The organism is Mesorhizobium sp. WSM4809, assembly GCF_055811655.1.
The window spans coordinates 161,265-176,114 of the sequence record NZ_JBVVQW010000006.1 but is presented as its reverse complement, the minus strand read 5'-3'; the positions used below and the strand labels follow the sequence as shown (position 1 = coordinate 176,114).

18 protein-coding genes are annotated in these 14,850 nt (G+C 62.6%); 10 read left to right on the top strand and 8 right to left on the bottom strand.

What is annotated here, in order from left to right; translation table 11 throughout:
• The first annotated feature begins 132 nt into the window (after window positions 1-132).
• The 5 genes from AC0L24_RS17420 to AC0L24_RS17400 all read left to right on the top strand — a co-directional run bounded on the left by AC0L24_RS17420 (window position 133) and on the right by AC0L24_RS17400 (window position 5,409).
• Entirely contained in the window at window positions 133-1,707 is a 1,575-nt protein-coding gene (locus AC0L24_RS17420; RefSeq protein WP_127810170.1) for a trimethylamine methyltransferase family protein, read from the top strand.
• A gap of 89 nt (window positions 1,708-1,796) precedes the next feature.
• Window positions 1,797-2,492 carry a hypothetical protein gene (locus tag AC0L24_RS17415; RefSeq protein WP_473564005.1) on the top strand — a complete coding sequence of 232 codons (696 nt, stop codon included), beginning with the start codon at window positions 1,797-1,799 and terminating at the stop codon, window positions 2,490-2,492.
• 103 nt (window positions 2,493-2,595) lie between these two features.
• Entirely contained in the window at window positions 2,596-3,273 is a 678-nt protein-coding gene (locus AC0L24_RS17410; protein WP_292656327.1) for a FadR/GntR family transcriptional regulator, read from the top strand.
• Window positions 3,270-4,568, top strand: coding sequence for a CynX/NimT family MFS transporter (locus AC0L24_RS17405; RefSeq protein ID WP_473564004.1), 1,299 nt, complete (start codon window positions 3,270-3,272; stop codon window positions 4,566-4,568). The genes AC0L24_RS17410 and AC0L24_RS17405 overlap by 4 nt, the downstream gene beginning before the upstream one ends.
• 103 nt (window positions 4,569-4,671) lie before the next feature.
• Complete coding sequence (locus AC0L24_RS17400; RefSeq protein ID WP_127398942.1) at window positions 4,672-5,409, top strand: dienelactone hydrolase family protein; 738 nt, start codon at window positions 4,672-4,674, stop codon at window positions 5,407-5,409.
• Window positions 5,410-5,572: 163 nt separating this feature from the next.
• Here AC0L24_RS17400 and AC0L24_RS17395 read toward each other — a convergent pair whose 3' ends face one another.
• Window positions 5,573-6,130, bottom strand: coding sequence for a DUF308 domain-containing protein (locus AC0L24_RS17395; protein WP_127398941.1), 558 nt, complete (start codon window positions 6,128-6,130; stop codon window positions 5,573-5,575).
• Between the two features lie 138 nt (window positions 6,131-6,268).
• Between AC0L24_RS17395 and AC0L24_RS17390 the strand changes: the two genes are divergently transcribed.
• Both AC0L24_RS17390 and AC0L24_RS17385 read left to right on the top strand, forming a co-directional pair.
• Entirely contained in the window at window positions 6,269-6,856 is a 588-nt protein-coding gene (locus AC0L24_RS17390; RefSeq protein ID WP_473564003.1) for a TetR/AcrR family transcriptional regulator, read from the top strand.
• A gap of 81 nt (window positions 6,857-6,937) precedes the next feature.
• The gene (locus tag AC0L24_RS17385) at window positions 6,938-8,116 is read left to right on the top strand and encodes a BaiN/RdsA family NAD(P)/FAD-dependent oxidoreductase (RefSeq protein ID WP_473564002.1); all 1,179 of its coding nucleotides are present in this window, start codon (window positions 6,938-6,940) and stop codon (window positions 8,114-8,116) included.
• On the opposite strand, the gene AC0L24_RS17380 is transcribed toward AC0L24_RS17385, so the two are convergent.
• The 6 genes from AC0L24_RS17380 to AC0L24_RS17355 are packed head-to-tail and all read right to left on the bottom strand — an operon-like array spanning window position 8,113 to window position 10,456.
• Entirely contained in the window at window positions 8,113-8,520 is a 408-nt protein-coding gene (locus AC0L24_RS17380; protein WP_127317941.1) for a DUF1801 domain-containing protein, read from the bottom strand. The two genes, AC0L24_RS17385 and AC0L24_RS17380, sit on opposite strands and share 4 nt — an antisense overlap.
• 41 nt (window positions 8,521-8,561) lie before the next feature.
• Window positions 8,562-8,954: a VOC family protein gene (locus AC0L24_RS17375; protein ID WP_292336587.1), complete on the bottom strand. Its 393-nt coding sequence runs from the start codon at window positions 8,952-8,954 to the stop codon at window positions 8,562-8,564.
• Between the two features lie 29 nt (window positions 8,955-8,983).
• On the bottom strand, window positions 8,984-9,421 hold the full coding sequence (locus AC0L24_RS17370; RefSeq protein ID WP_292701615.1) for a DUF1801 domain-containing protein: 438 nt from the start codon (window positions 9,419-9,421) through the stop codon (window positions 8,984-8,986).
• Window position 9,422: 1 nt separating this feature from the next.
• Window positions 9,423-9,653, bottom strand: a complete 231-nt coding sequence (locus AC0L24_RS17365) for a hypothetical protein (protein ID WP_292701613.1) — start codon at window positions 9,651-9,653, stop codon at window positions 9,423-9,425.
• A gap of 57 nt (window positions 9,654-9,710) precedes the next feature.
• On the bottom strand, window positions 9,711-10,136 hold the full coding sequence (locus AC0L24_RS17360; protein ID WP_292701610.1) for an SRPBCC family protein: 426 nt from the start codon (window positions 10,134-10,136) through the stop codon (window positions 9,711-9,713).
• Complete coding sequence (locus tag AC0L24_RS17355) at window positions 10,133-10,456, bottom strand: ArsR/SmtB family transcription factor (RefSeq protein ID WP_292336583.1); 324 nt, start codon at window positions 10,454-10,456, stop codon at window positions 10,133-10,135. The genes AC0L24_RS17360 and AC0L24_RS17355 overlap by 4 nt, the downstream gene beginning before the upstream one ends.
• 155 nt (window positions 10,457-10,611) lie before the next feature.
• Here AC0L24_RS17355 and AC0L24_RS17350 point away from each other — a divergent pair, with 155 nt between their 5' ends.
• The 3 genes from AC0L24_RS17350 (at window position 10,612) to AC0L24_RS17340 (ending at window position 13,768) form a co-directional block, all read left to right on the top strand.
• On the top strand, window positions 10,612-11,172 hold the full coding sequence (locus tag AC0L24_RS17350; RefSeq protein WP_127810181.1) for an RNA polymerase sigma factor: 561 nt from the start codon (window positions 10,612-10,614) through the stop codon (window positions 11,170-11,172).
• A 2-nt stretch (window positions 11,173-11,174) separates the two neighbouring features.
• A complete protein-coding gene (locus tag AC0L24_RS17345; RefSeq protein WP_128287860.1) occupies window positions 11,175-13,289 on the top strand; it encodes a vWA domain-containing protein in 2,115 nt (704 codons plus the stop codon).
• Between the two features lie 209 nt (window positions 13,290-13,498).
• Complete coding sequence (locus AC0L24_RS17340) at window positions 13,499-13,768, top strand: hypothetical protein (RefSeq protein ID WP_023812294.1); 270 nt, start codon at window positions 13,499-13,501, stop codon at window positions 13,766-13,768.
• Between the two features lie 15 nt (window positions 13,769-13,783).
• Here the strand turns inward: AC0L24_RS17340 and bmt are convergent, their stop codons facing one another.
• Window positions 13,784-14,806: a betaine--homocysteine S-methyltransferase gene (gene bmt, locus AC0L24_RS17335; protein ID WP_473564050.1), complete on the bottom strand. Its 1,023-nt coding sequence runs from the start codon at window positions 14,804-14,806 to the stop codon at window positions 13,784-13,786.
• Between the last annotated feature and the right edge of the window lie 44 nt (window positions 14,807-14,850).

The following is a 14,850-nucleotide window of genomic DNA, read 5'->3' as shown; positions in this document are numbered from 1 at the left end:
TCTTGTCGATTTTGCGACAGGCGTTGGCGCTGGCGGGCCGTTTCGAATAGGGTGCATGGCTACGATCTGGCAAGAAGCGGCGAGGCAGCCGCTATGGATTCCAGACAAGAACAGTTTCAGGGAAGAACCACCATGAGCGAACACGCGGCAGTCGATCAGGAAGCGTCAAACGCGCGACGTGGGCGTGGCGCCAGTGGCGGGGCAGCAGCCCGGCGGGCAGCACGTTCGGGCGGTGGCCCGGGTACGCAGCTCACCTACATCAAACGCAAGATCAACGTTTACGAGGTGCTGGACGAGGAAGGCCTGGCGCTGATCGAGACGAACACCGACACGGTGCTCGAGGAAATCGGCATCATCTTCCGTGATGACGCGGAAGCGCTGCAACTGTGGAAAGAGGCCGGCGCCGACGTCAAGGGCGAGCGCGTGCACTTTCCGAAGGGTCTGTGCCGTTCGCTGCTCAAGACCGCGCCGTCCGTCTACACCCAACATGCGCGCAATTCCGAGCGTTCGGTGCAGATCGGCGGCAATGCCACCGTCTTTGCGCCAGTCTACGGTCCGCCCTTCGTGCGTGACCTCGATGGCGTCAGGCGTTATGCGACGATCGAGGATTTCCAGAATTTCGTGAAGCTCGCCTATATGGCGCCGTCGATCCACCATTCGGGCGGCACGGTGTGCGAGCCCGTCGACGTGCCGGTCAACAAGCGCCATCTCGACATGATCTACAGCCACATCAAATATTCCGACAAGCCGTTCATGGGTTCGGTGACCGCGCCGGAGCGCGCCGAAGACACCGTCGCCATGGCCAAGATCGTGTTCGGCGACGATTTCGTCGAGAACAACACGGTGCTGACCAGCCTGATCAACGCCAACTCGCCGATGGTGTTCGACGAGACCATGCTCGGCGCTTTGAAAGTCTATGCGCGCCACAACCAGGCTTGCATCGTTACGCCGTTCATCCTTGCCGGCGCGATGAGCCCGGTGACGGTGGCCGGCACGCTGACGCAGGTCCTGGCCGAAGTGCTGGCCGGCGCCTCGTTCACGCAGCTGATCCGGCCGGGCGCGCCGGTGCTGTTCGGCACCTTCGCTTCGTCGATCTCGATGCAGTCGGGCGCGCCGACCTTCGGCACGCCGGAGCCGTCGCTGGTGTCTTATGGCGCCGCACAGCTGGCGCGCCGTCTCGGCCTGCCGTTCCGCACCGGCGGCTCGCTCTGCGCGTCGAAGGTTCCGGATGCTCAGGCGGCCTATGAAAGCGCCAACACGCTGAACTCGACCATCCTGGCCGGCACCAATTTCGTGCTGCATTCGGCCGGTTGGCTCGAGGGCGGGTTGGCGTCCTGCTACGAGAAATTCATGATGGACATCGACCAGCTCGGCATGACGCAGAAATTCTCAGAGGGCGTCGATCTGTCGGAAAACGGCCAGGCGATGGACGCCATCCGCCAGGTCGGCCCCGGCAGCCACTATCTCGGCTGCGACCACACCCAGGCCAATTTCCAGACCGCCTTCTACCGCTCCAACATCGCCGACAACAATTCCTACGAGCAGTGGCTGGCCGAAGGCGAGAAGACAGCGCCGCAGCGCGCCAACGAGCTTGCCCGCCGCTGGCTGGAAAGCTACGAGGCGCCGCATCTCGATCCGAGCATCGACGAAGCGTTGAAGGACTTCATCGCCAAGAAGAAGGGGTCGATGCCCGACGCGTTCACTTGAAAGGAGCCCGAATCAGGCGGGGCTAAAGTCGCCAACATCATCCACAAGGAAGTCTGGCGGAGCGCGTTCTCCGATCCGGTCAAGAAGGGATGACTGCCGCGGGGCGCCGGGTTGAGGACATCGCGACCGTGCTTTCGGCCAATGGCCTAATCCTGCGCGGCGGCTTCAAGTGCGGAGCGAGCGAAACCCCGTTTGCCGACCTCTCAGGTGCTCCCGTCAAATCCGTCTTGCTGGTCGGGCAGGCGGGTGCAGCGCCTTGGCCGCATTTCCTGCGCTGGTTCGACAAGCAATCGCAGACCATCGCCAATCCGCTCGATACGTGGTCGCGCGAAGTGATCGGCGCCGTGGCCGAGGTATTCGGCGCACGGGCGATTTCTCCGTCGGACAAGCCCTATCTGCCGTTCCAGCAATGGGCGATGCGGGCGGAGGGACTGAAGCCGTCGCCGCTCGGCATCCTCATGCATCCGCAATACGGGCTATGGCATGCCTATCGCGGTGCGCTGCTGTTCGATGACGAGATCGCGCTACCGGCGGTTCGCGAGGTGATCCACCTTTGCGATAGCTGCGTCGAGAAACCCTGCCTGAAATCCTGCCCGGTCGACGCCTATTCCGCGCAAGGGTTCGCTTATCAGCCCTGCCTGGCGCATGTGCGGGGAGCGAATGGCGAACCCTGCCGCAGCGGCGGCTGCCTTGACCGCTATGCGTGCCCTTATGGCACGGAGTATCGCTATCCGCCGGAGGTTCAGGCCTTCCACATGGCGAGCTTCGCACGAGCCGCCAGCTGATCCATTCCCATTGCGTGGTGCTCGTTCGCTTCGAGGAGCATCTTGACGACAGCTAGAAGCAAGCCTATTCATCAAGTCATCTGATGACTTGATGAATAGGCCCATGCAACCCGCCACCAGAACCAATCTCACCGACAGCGCCACCAGCAGCCTGCGTGCCGAGATCGTCAGCGGCCGCTGGGGCGTCGGCGATCGTATTCCCAATGAGGCAGCCCTGACCGACCTTCTGTCGGTCAGCCGCGGCACAGTGCGCGAGGCGGTGCGGGTGCTGGTCTCGCAGGGATTGCTGGATACGCGCCAGGGGTCGGGCACATATGTTCGCTCTGCCGTCGATACCTCTGCCGCGCTCGACCGGGTCAAGCGCAGCGGCCTGCGCGATCAGTGGGAGGGGCGTGCAGCGCTGGACCTCGAGGCCGCACGGCTCGCTGCCTTGCGCCACACGCCAGCCGATCTCGAGCGGATGCGGCAACTGCTTGCCGAACGCGGCACCGTCGCGGACGGCGGAAGCGATGCCTTCATCCGGCGCGATCTCGCTTTCCACAAATCCGTCGTCGCGGCGTCCGGCAACAGGGCGATGATGGAGCTCTACGACTTCTTCACCGCTGCCATCACCGAGACCATCCATGCCACCATCGACGGCGATCTGCCCGAACCGGACCACCAGGCGCATGCGGCAATCGTCGACGCCATTGCCGCGAGCGATCCAGAGCGCGCGGTTGCCGCCGTCCGCGCCTTTATGGCGCCGGTGCTTGCCCAACTTGAAAGACTGCTTTCGCAATGAACCAGAGTTTTCGTCAGCCTGACCCGAAGGCCGAGGTCATGGAGGGTCTGGAACTCATCGACGCGGAAGTCGACAGCCTTCCCGTACCGCAGCCGCCTGAACTGCGCAGCCGTGCCGCGCGCATCGTGCTTGGCGCGAGCCTTGTGCTGATCGCCTTCAGTCTGCGGCCGCTGTTTTCGAGCCTGTCGGTGCTGTTGCCCGAGGTGATGCAGGCAACCGGGCTGTCGACGACGGGCGCCAGCCTGCTGACGACGCTGCCCGTCCTGTGCCTCGGCCTGTTCGCGCCCTTCGCGCCAAGGCTTGCGCAGCGCTATGGAGCCGAGCGCACCTTGCTCGGGGCGCTCGCCTTGCTGGTGCTGGGAACCGGCCTGCGCTGGTTCGGTACGGTTCCCCTGCTGTTTGTCGCGACCTTCCTGGCCGGCGGCGCCATTGCCATCGGCAATGTGCTGCTGCCAGGCCTGGTGAAGCGCGATTTCGCCGACAGGGCCGCCGTCATGACCGGGCTCTACACCATGGCGCTCTGCGCCGGTTCGGCTGCCGCCGCGGGCTTCACGCTGCCGATCGAGCATTTGGTCACCGGTTCATGGTCCGGAGCACTTGCTGCCTGGTCGGTGCCGACCCTGATTGTGTTGCTGATCTGGATTCCGCAGGCGCTGGGCAGCCGGCGGCAAGTGAGCCATCAAGGCTTTCGCGTCGTCGGGCTTTGGCGCGATCGCCTGGCCTGGCAGGTGACGCTGTTCATGGGGCTGCAGTCGGCGCTTGCCTATTGCATCTTCGGCTGGCTGGCGCCGATCCTGCGCGAGCGTGGCTTCGATGCGGCCACCGCTGGCGCCATGGTTTCGGTGTCAGTGATGGCGCAGGTCATCACCTGCCTCGCCGTGCCATCCTTTGCGATGCGGCTGAAGGACCAGCGCGGCATCAATGTGGCGCTCGTCGCCACCGCGGTGGTCGCGCTGCTCGGCATTCTCTTTGCGCCGACCTCGACGATGCTGTTCTGGGCGGTCCTGCAAGGCATCGGGCAGGGGGGCCTTATCGCGGCTGCCATGAGCTTGATCGTGCTGCGTTCGCCGGATTCGCATATCGCCGCGCATCTTTCAGGCATGGCGCAAGGCGTCGGCTATGTGCTGGCGGCCTTCGGCCCGTTGCTGGTGGGCCTGATCCGCGACTGGACCGGCAGTTTTTCGGGGACGGCGTTCCTGTTCGTCGCGCTCGGGCTTGGCGTAGCCATCATGGGGCTCGGTGCCGGCCGTGCGCTGCATGTCGGCGCGCGGACCGTGCGCGAGGGCGAGCAATAGCGTCCGCAATCCTGCACGAAATGTTGACTGCCACGCCCCGGGAATGCCTTGCCGTATGGCCTTGCGCGGATATGTATCGCGCATCAGTCGAACGGAGCGGGCGATGACGAAACACGACCTTCAGATCAAGACCAGGGATGGTGTTGCCAATGCCGGGCTTTTCCACTCGGCAAACGCATCTCCTGCCAAGGCCGGCGTCATTCTCTATCAGGACGCCTTCGGTCCGCGGCCGGCGCTCGACGGTATGGCCGAGCGGCTCGCGAATGAAGGCTATGCGGTGCTGGTGCCCGACCTATTCTACCGCAATGCGCCCTACGGGCCGTTCGACGCCAAGACCGCCTTCGCCGAGGAAAAGACCAAAATCCCGCTGATGGCGCTGGTCACCGGCACGACGCAGGACATGACCATCAGCGACAGCGGTGCGTTCCTCGATGCGCTTGCTGCCGAGGGCATCACCGGGCCGATCGGCACGGTGGGATATTGCATGGGTGGCGGCCGGGCGTTGAACGCCGCCGCTAACTATCCCGACAGGATAAGGGCGGCCGCAAGCTTCCATGGCGGCAATCTCGCCAGCGACGCCGCCGACAGCCCGCATCGCAAGGCAGCCTCGATCAAGGCGCGTGTCTATGTCGGCACATCCGGCGTCGACAGGAGTTTCCCGCCGGAACAGTCGGCGCGGCTGGCCGAGGCACTCAGGGTTGCGGAAGTCGATCATGTCATCGAGAACTATGCCGGGATGGCGCATGGCTGGTGCGTGCCCGATCATAGCGTTTTCAACGCCGCGGGTGCCGAACGCCATTGGAAGCGGCTGACGACGTTGTTCGCAGAGACGCTGATTTAAGGCAGGAGTCACTGCGCACTGATCGCACACAGGTCGACTCTGAGCAGGACGCTACGCGTCTTTGAACCAGAACGGCAGCCGATGCGGCGAAGAGTGAGCGATGCTTGCCCTTTCGACGGCGGCAGATGACTGTTCACCTTGCCGCCGCCGGATCAGGCTGCGCCTAGGCGTTTGCCTTGCGATAGGCTGCTACGACAAGCCAAATTGCGGAAAGCAGAAAGTAAAACGCGCCGAACCCGGCATAAGGGGCGATGTCCAGAATCGTCGGCGCAGCCGTGCCGAGGGATCGGCTGATCATGAAGCCGCCGGCGAGGGCCGACTGCGCACCACTCAGGATCATCGGCCATTGTGCGCCATGGTAGCGCCAACGCCTTGCTCCCGTATTCAGCTGCAGCAGACCCGAGAGGATCGCCCAAACCCCAAACACGGCCAGAACGGCATACATGCTGTTGTTAACCGCCACGATGACGGCGAGCGCCGTTATCGTGCTGACCACGACATTCAATGCCTGGGACGAGTTGGCCTTCAGGCCGCCATTTACCCTGGCGTCGACCAGATTGGCGAGGGCGTCCGATGCGGGGTAGATCACGAGCAGAAGCGCGGTGGGACCGGGTTGCCCGTTGAATAGGACGGCGGCAGCAACCCAGGCGATAGAAAATATGGCGCGTGCGAAATAATAGGATCGTAGCCATCCGGACCGGGTGAAAGATTGGTTTTGCATCGGCAGATTCCTTGTTGCGGTCTACCTATTAGTAGGTAGACAAAACCCCTAAGTCAACCCAATGTCCGGAACACCTCCCTGTGACAATCGGGAACGATGCAACCTTGACAGTTCGCCTACCAGAAGGTAGGCGGCGATATGAAATCAATGGCTTCGACTTCAGAAAAGATTCTCGATGTCGCGCAGTCTCTCATCGTCGCGGGAGGCTACAACGGGTTCAGCTATGCCGATATCTCGGCTGCCATCGGCATCAGGAAGGCGAGTATCCACCACCATTTTCCGACGAAGGCCGAGCTGGTTTCGGTGCTGGTGGATCGTTACAGGCGGCAGGCCGAAGTGGGTTTGGAGTCTCTCCGGGGAGAACTCTCAAGCCCTGCTGAACAACTGCAGTCCTATCTGAACTATTGGCAGACATGCATTCGCGATGCCTCGCCGTCGTTCTGCGTCTGCGCGATGCTCGCCGGCGAGATGCAGATGCTGCCGGAAGAGGTGGCGTCACGCGTTCGTGCCCATTTCCAAAATCTCGCGGGATGGCTTACGTCGGTGCTGCGGGCTGGAATGGAGCAGGACTTGTTCCGCTTGAACAACCGGCCGGAGGAGGAGGCCCAGATGTTGATGGCATCGGTTCACGGGGCAATGCTGTCCGCGAGGGCTTTCAGCGATCCCGGGCTGTTCACCATAATCGTCACCCCCCAGATCACCAGGCTGCTGGGACGGGATAGCTAGAAAACTATCGGGCCAAAGTGATACCAGGCAGCGCAAGTGGCGCGCCCCAAATGAGTGGGTCGAGCGAGAACGAATAGCCTGATGCAATCTTATGATGTCGTGATCATCGGCGCGGGTGCCGCCGGAATGATGTGCGCCGTGGAGGCGGCCAAGCGCGGCCGTTCGGTGCTGATCCTCGATCATGCGGCGGCGCCTGGCGAGAAGATCCGCATCTCCGGCGGCGGCCGGTGCAATTTCACCAACATCCATGCCAGCCCGAAGAATTTTCTGTCGGGCAATCCGCATTTCTGCATTTCGGCGCTCAGTCGCTACGCGCAGCGCGATTTCATCGCCCTCGTCGAACGACACCGCATTGCCTATCACGAAAAGACGCTTGGGCAGCTGTTCTGCGATGGCTCCGCACGCCAGATCATCGGCATGCTGGTCTCGGAAATGCAGGGCAGGGGCGTGGAGCTGGCGCTCTCGGCCAGCGTTGAGGATGTCCGCAAAACCGTGGAGGGGTTTGCGCTCACCCTCTCCACAGGCTTGGTTACTTGCCAGTCGCTGGTCGTGGCCTGCGGCGGCAAGTCGATCCCCAAGATGGGTGCGACCGGCTTCGGCTATGAGCTTGCCGAACGGTTCGGCCTTGCCATCGTCGAAACGCGACCGGCGCTGGTGCCGCTGACGTTCGACGCAAACACGCTCGAGCGGCTAGCGCCGCTGGCAGGCAATGCGGTCGACGCGGAAGTCGCCTGCGGCAAGACGCGGTTCTCCGAAGCGATGCTGTTCACGCATCGCGGCGTCAGCGGGCCATCCATCCTGCAGATCTCGTCCTATTGGCGCGAGGGCGATGAAATCCGCATCGCCATGCTGCCGGGAGTTGACGTGGCGGACCTCATTCGGGTGGCCAAGCGAAGCAATGGGCGGCAAGCGGCACAGACGGTGCTGGCAAATCATCTGCCGAAGCGGCTTGCGCAGTCGATCGCCGAGCGCACCGGGATCGACGGCAACCTTGCTGATCTTTCCGACGCCCAGATGAAAACCATAGCTGCCGCAGTCAATGACTGGCGCATCAAGCCTGCCGGCTCAGAGGGCTACCGGACCGCCGAAGTGACGCTGGGTGGGGTCGACACCAACGGGCTGGACCAGAAGACGATGCAGGCGAAATCCGTGCCGGGCCTGTTCTTCATCGGCGAAGTCGTCGATGTCACGGGTTGGCTGGGTGGCTATAATTTCCAGTGGGCATGGTCGTCGGGCTGGGTGGCAGGCCAGGCGGCCTAGACTTGCGTCCGTGGCTTCGCCCCGGCAGCCGCTTTCTTCTTCTTTTTGGCGTGGTTGTAATCGATGGCCGCACGGACGAGCTCTTTTAAAGCGCCCTCATTGAGCCTGTCGCCCTCGAACATGTCGATTGCCCGCCACACCTTGCCGCCAAAACCATTGTTGAACAGATTGTCGGGGTCCGGCAGGCTGGCGCCATGGGAAAAGGTCAGCTTCACCTTGTCCTTGTGGGCGTTGCCGACCACGATGTTCCCGTCGAGGCACCATACCGGGCTGCCCATCCACTTCCACTCCTCGACGATGTCCGGGTCGGCTGCAAGGATGGTCTTGCGGATGCCGCCGAGCGTATCGCCGCGCCAATCGGTGAGGCCGGCGATCAGTTGGTCGATCTGTTCGGATGGGTTCATTGGGTGTCTCCTGTGCCTCGACGCGTTTCAACCGTCGCCCGTTACCAGCGCGCCAGCTGGGTGATCTGAATGAGGTTGCCGCAGCTGTCGTTCAACTGGGCGATGGTCGAGCCGGTCACCTCGGTCGGCGGTTTGATAAACGCGCCACCCTTCGCCTTGATGCGCTCGTAGTCGCCCTTGACGTCGTCGGTGAAGAACATGACCGCGGGCTGGCCCTGCTGGAAGATGGCTTCCTGATAGGCCTTGGCGGCCGGGTTGTCGTTGAGCGCGAGTTGCAGCTCGGTTCCATCAGGCTCTTCAGCCGAGGCCACGGTCAGCCAGCGATAAGGCCCGTTGCTGAAATCGGCCTTTTTGGTGAAGCCCAGCACGTCGGTGTAGAAGCGCAGTGCGTTTTCCTGGTTGTCCACATACACGCTGGTCAGCTTGATCTTCATGGCTCTTTTTCCTCTGTCATAATCGGTCATTACGGGATCCAGCCGGGCAGGGCCGCGGCCTGCTTGATCCATTCCACCATCCTCGCCTCATCGAACGGATCGTCTTCGCGGATGTCGATCCAGCGCACATCCTTGCTCTTGGCCGTGCCGCCAGGCGGAATCGGCCGCAACGACGTGCCGCTGAAGAAGGTCACCTTCAAATAGTGGTTGAAGACATGGAAACTCACGAACCAGCCCTGGCCCTCGACGCCGTAGAAGGGCGAGTTCCATCGCACGGCCTTGCGCACGTCGGGCACGTTGTGTTCGACGAGCGCGTCGAGCCGCTCGCCGAGGCGCCGCTTCCAGCCCGGCATTGCAGCGATGTAGGCCTGCACCGGAGCGTCGCCGTCGCCCTTGGCGATTTGCGGGTTGCCGCCCGAGAGCAGGACCGGTGCGGCTTTGGTCGACTGACCCTGCGTCTTGGTCATTCTACCCACTCCTATCCGCCGGCACGCTGCGCGCCGCGGCCCTGGCGGCATAGGGCAGCACGAACATGTACAGGCCGCTGAACAGCAGCAGGAAGAGCGGCAGGAGCGGCGAATAGACTACCCAGGCGGGAGGCTGGCCGAATGCCATGGTGACAAAATTGGCGACGACGGTCAGCGTAAAAATGATCGACAGCCAGCGATGAATTTGCCGAACCCACTTGTTCCTGTCCAATAGCTCCTCCTGTCAAAACAAGCCGAAGCGGACCCGTGATCCGCATGTCGGCGGGTTTCAATCTATCCGCGCCAGGACCTGACCCAGATTTGTAAAGTACTGCCGCCACCCACTCGTCGCGCCCCGATACGCCTGCTCCTGATCCGGCCGGAAGCCGGACTGTTCCATACGCAACCGGGTTCCCGTGCTGGTCGGCATGAGAGTCCAGGTGACGACACTCTCGAGGCCATAGGCCTGCCACGTGTAGGATAGTGTCTTGTTCAATTCGACGGCTGTTACCTGACAGTCGACAACGATGCTCACGTCAGGCTGCGGTTCCTTTCGCAGATTGAAACGGTGGTCCACGACTGGCTTGAAGTCGTTCTTCATCAGCCATTCCTCGATCAGATGCGGTTGGGTCAGCGCGCGCCAGATTTTTTCCGGCGGATAGGGGATCTCACGTTCGACGACGACGGAGCGCATTTCGGTCGCGATGTTGGTCATTGGTCCATTCTTTTGAGCAAATTTTCGAGGTCGTCGAACCGGCTCTGCCAGAACGCATTCATCTGGTTCGTCCAGTCGGTCAGCGGGGAAAGTGCTGCGATCTGGGCGCTATAATGGGTCTGCCGTCCTTGATGGCGGTCGCGCACCAGCCCGGCCTGCCTGAGTACGCCGAGATGCTTCGACACCGCAGGTTGAGAGACCCCCGACTGAGCCGTCAGGGCGCCGACCGTCTGCTCGCCTTGCCGGCACAGGCGCTCGAAGATCGCACGACGCGTCGGATCGGAGAGTGTTCTGAAGAGGACATCGTGAGCGTTGTTCATTTTGGATCGATAACCCGGTGGCTATTGATTGACGTATAACCGCCGAGATATGGATGTGTCAAGCGGGGTGCCGGCGGTCACGATCCGGCGGTTTCCAAAAAAATCTTTCCATTGCCCCAAGGATTAGCCATTAGCCTTCGTCCAACAGGCAAATGATGGCGATGATGCTGGATGAAAGCGAAGCCTCCGACGCCGAACTGATCGGGCGGGCGAAGGGCGGAGACAGGGGAGCCTTCAGCACATTGCTGGAAAGGCACTATGACTTCGTCTATCGCGCTGCCTATCGCTGGTGCGGCAGGAAGGCCGATGCCGAGGACATAGCCCAGGAAGTCTGCGTCAGGCTGGGCAAGGCGATCCGCGGCTATCGCGGCGGCGGGGCCTTCACCACATGGCTCTATTCCGTGACCCTGAACGCCGCGCGCGACATGATGCGCAAATCCGCCCGCGAGACAGTCAAGACAGAGGCCTATGGCGTCCATGCACTGATCTCAGGCGAGGCGTCGGTCGAACCGGAAGATCCGGCCGAAGCGCTGTGGACGGCGGTGCGGCAACTGCCGGACAAGCAGCGCGACGCCGTGCTTTTGGTCTATGGCGAAGGATTGAGCCACGCGGCCGCCGCCGAGGCGATGGCGATCTCGGAGACGACGGTTTCCTGGCACATCCATGAAGCGAAGAAACGGCTGAAGACGCTGATGCGCGCGGCCGGGGAAGTGTGACCATGGTCGACGACAACGAACTCAACAGACTGCGCGATATCGCAGCACCGGCGCCCGCCAAGGATGCCAAGGCACGTGCCTTCGAGGCCGCCCTGCGCGCCTATGATCAGGAAAATATTTCTGCTGTCACCCAAGGATCGATTGGCGGGCTTCGTCTCACAGAGCGAGCACAAAAGCTCTGGAGCGAGATCATGCAAAAGAAACTCATTGCCACGCCGGCCCTTGCCGGGCTCGTCGCCCTGCCGATCGCCGGATACGCCACCTTCCATCTGCTGAGGGAACAGCCGCCCAAATTCGGCGGCGACGAGAAAATCACCGAGACGCTGGCCGATAAGCCGGCGACGGTGAAGCCGACGACCGCCGAACCGAAGCCGGCTCGCGGCGAGTTGGAGAAGGACAAGAAGGCAGACGCGGATGTGGAAAGCCGCGGCGCCACCGATGCGCTTGTGGCGCCGGCCTCGCCGCAGAAATCCGAATCGACCGTTGCTTCCGGCGCGGCACAACAAAATGCGCTGGAGCGCGGTGTGCTGGCCGAGCCTGCGCCGCCGGCACCGACAGGTGAATTCGCGCTGGATGGCGCTGCAAGTGTACCCAGCACCTCGCGAGCCCGCATGCCGGCCGAATCCAAGCTGATGGCGCCGCAGCAGCCGTCGATCTTGCCGGCCGACCAGATGCAGCCGCAACCGGAAAACCGCGACCGCATCGAGGATTTCAAGACCAATCCGGTGCATGCGGCACTCGAGGATCCGGTCTCGACCTTCTCGATCGACGTCGACACGGCCTCCTATTCCTTCGTGCGCGGCTCGCTGAAGCAGGGCACCCTGCCGCAGGCCGATACTGTTCGCGTCGAGGAGATGATCAACTACTTCCCCTATGACTGGAAGGGTCCGGAGTCGGCCTCGACACCATTCAACTCGACCGTCAGCGTCATGCCGACGCCGTGGAACACGCAGACCAAGCTGATGCATGTCGCCATCAAGGGTTTTGACGTCAAGCCGACCGAGCAGCCGAAGGCCAATCTGGTCTTCCTGATCGATGTCTCGGGCTCGATGGACGAGCCGGACAAGCTGCCGCTGCTCAAATCGGCATTTCGCCTGCTGGTCAGCAAGCTGAAGGCCGACGACACTATCTCGATCGTGACCTATGCCGGTGACGCCGGCACAGTGCTGGAGCCGACCAAGGCGTCCGAAAAGGACAAGATCCTCAGCGCCATCGACAATCTGACGCCCGGTGGCAGCACGGCCGGCGAGGCGGGCATCAAGGAAGCCTACAGGCTGGCGCAAAAATCCTTCGTCAAGGACGGCGTCAACCGCGTGATGCTTGCTACCGACGGCGACTTCAATGTCGGCCAGACCGATGACGACGACCTCAAGCGGCTGATCGAAAGCGAGCGCAAGACCGGCGTTTTCCTGTCGGTGTTCGGCTTCGGCCGCGGCAATCTGAACGACCAGATGATGCAAACCATTGCCCAGAACGGCAACGGCACCGCCGCCTATATCGATACGCTGGCCGAGGCTGAAAAGGTGCTGGTCGAGGATGCCTCGTCGACGCTGTTCACCATCGCCAAGGACGTGAAGATCCAGGTCGAGTTCAACCCGAACAAGGTCTCGGAATATCGCCTGATCGGCTACGAGACCCGCGCCTTGAACCGCGAGGATTTCAACAATGACCGCGTCGATGCCGGCGATATCGGTTCAGGCCACTCGGTCACCGCGATCTACGAGATCACGCCCAAGGGCAGTGGTGGCGAGCAGATCGACCAACTGCGTTATGGCCAGGCGTCGGTGGACAATGGCGGCGTCGCCAATGCGGACGAATATGCCTTCGTCAAGATCCGCTATAAGCTGCCGAATGAAGACGTCTCGAAACTGATCACCACGCCGGTGACCTCGGCCAACGAGATTTCGTCCTTCGACCAGGCCAGCACCGATCAGCGCTTCTCCGTCGCGGTTGCCGCCTTCGGCCAGAAGCTGCGCGACGAGGATGCGACCGCGAAGTTCGGCTACGACAAGATTATGGAGATCGCCACTGCCGCTCGAGGAGCCGACCCGTTTGGGTACAGGGCCGAGTTCCTCTCGCTTGTGCGCCTTACCTCTGCGCTGGGCGGTAACCGGTAAGTGATGATGACGGCCGGTTTCTTTCAGATGGGATCGTTCTGATACGGGGGAACCGACCGCGGGCGGGTGAGGCAGGCCGGCGAGGGAAACCTTGCCGGCCTTTTTTCGCGGATTTTATGGGTCGTTAAATTGCGCGGCAATTCCGGTACCGGATGGCAACCCCCTCCTTGTTACGCAGGACAGGTGTACTGGGCTTGAGGGAGCCGAAATTGCAGATCAGGACTATCGCCAACTCGATACCCCCGGCGCCAGACGCCTCGGCGGTTTCATCGGCCCCATCATCGGAATCCAGGCGTATCAGTGACGATGTCGCACAGGCGCGCCACACCGCCCTGTCGGCGCTGACCAACGACCGCTTCCGCATCATGCTGGAACAGATCACCGACCCCAGCGCTTCGGGCGCGCTGATGACGATGCGCGGCGACAATGTGGTCGACTTCAAGTCGGCGCAGTCGAGCTACGCCGACAACAGCGAATAACCGAAATCGATGAGGTCAGGCCCGGCTGCGGCGGCGCTCGCGGCGGGCTTCGCTGGTCTCGGCGGTGTTTTCCGTCGCGACCTTGTTGCGCATCGGACCAATGCGCTCGACGATCGCCGCAACCGTTGGACGATCCGACTTGGTGTGCGCGTCGAGCGCCTTGCGCATGGCGGCAAGGTGCTGGAACGAGGTGCCGCAGCAGCCGCCGATAATCTTGGCGCCGCCATCGACGGCGAGGCGCACATAATCGGCCATCAGTTCTGGCGTGCCGGAATAATGGATTTCGGTGCCGCGGAATTCGGGAATGCCGCAATTGCCCTTGACGATCACCGTCGCCTCCGGCTTCGCCTCGGTCATGTCGAGCAGCGAGGCCAGGATGTCGGACGCGCCAACGCCGCAATTGGCGCCAACGCCGAGCGGCGCCTGCGACAGCCCGTCGGTGACGCCGTGAATATCCCTGGGCAGCAGGCCCATCATGGTGCGGCCGGCGGTGTCGAAGGAACCGGTGTAGGTGTAGGGCAGGCCAACGCGGATGGCAGCCTCGGCGGCGGCGCGAATCTCGTCTGGAGCCGACATCGTCTCGATCCAGGCGACTTCGGCGCCGCCTTCCTTGAGGCCTTCGATCTGCTCGGCGAAGGCGTCGACCGCCTCGTCATAGGTCATGGCGCCCAGCGGCACCAGCAATTCGCCGGTCGGGCCGACCGAGCCGGCGACGATGACCTTGCGGCCGGCCCTGCCGGCGACCGCACGCGCAAGCTCAGCGGCGCGTTTGTTCAACGCGTGCACGCGATCCTGCGCATGGTGCAGCTTCAAGCGGTGACGGGTGCCGCCGAACGAGTTGGTGAGGATGATGTCGGCGCCGGCATCGACGAAATTCTGATGCAGGCTGGTGATGGTGTCGGGCGCCGTCTCGTTGAGCAGCTCTGGCGCCTCGCCCGCCTCCAGCCCCATGGCGAACAGGTTTGTGCCGGTGGCGCCATCGGCTAGCAGCACGCCCTTTTCAGCCAGCAGCGTATCGATCGGGTTGGTGGTCGTCATCGGATTGGCTTTCATGTTTCGAATTCGAATAAGGATATAAAGAA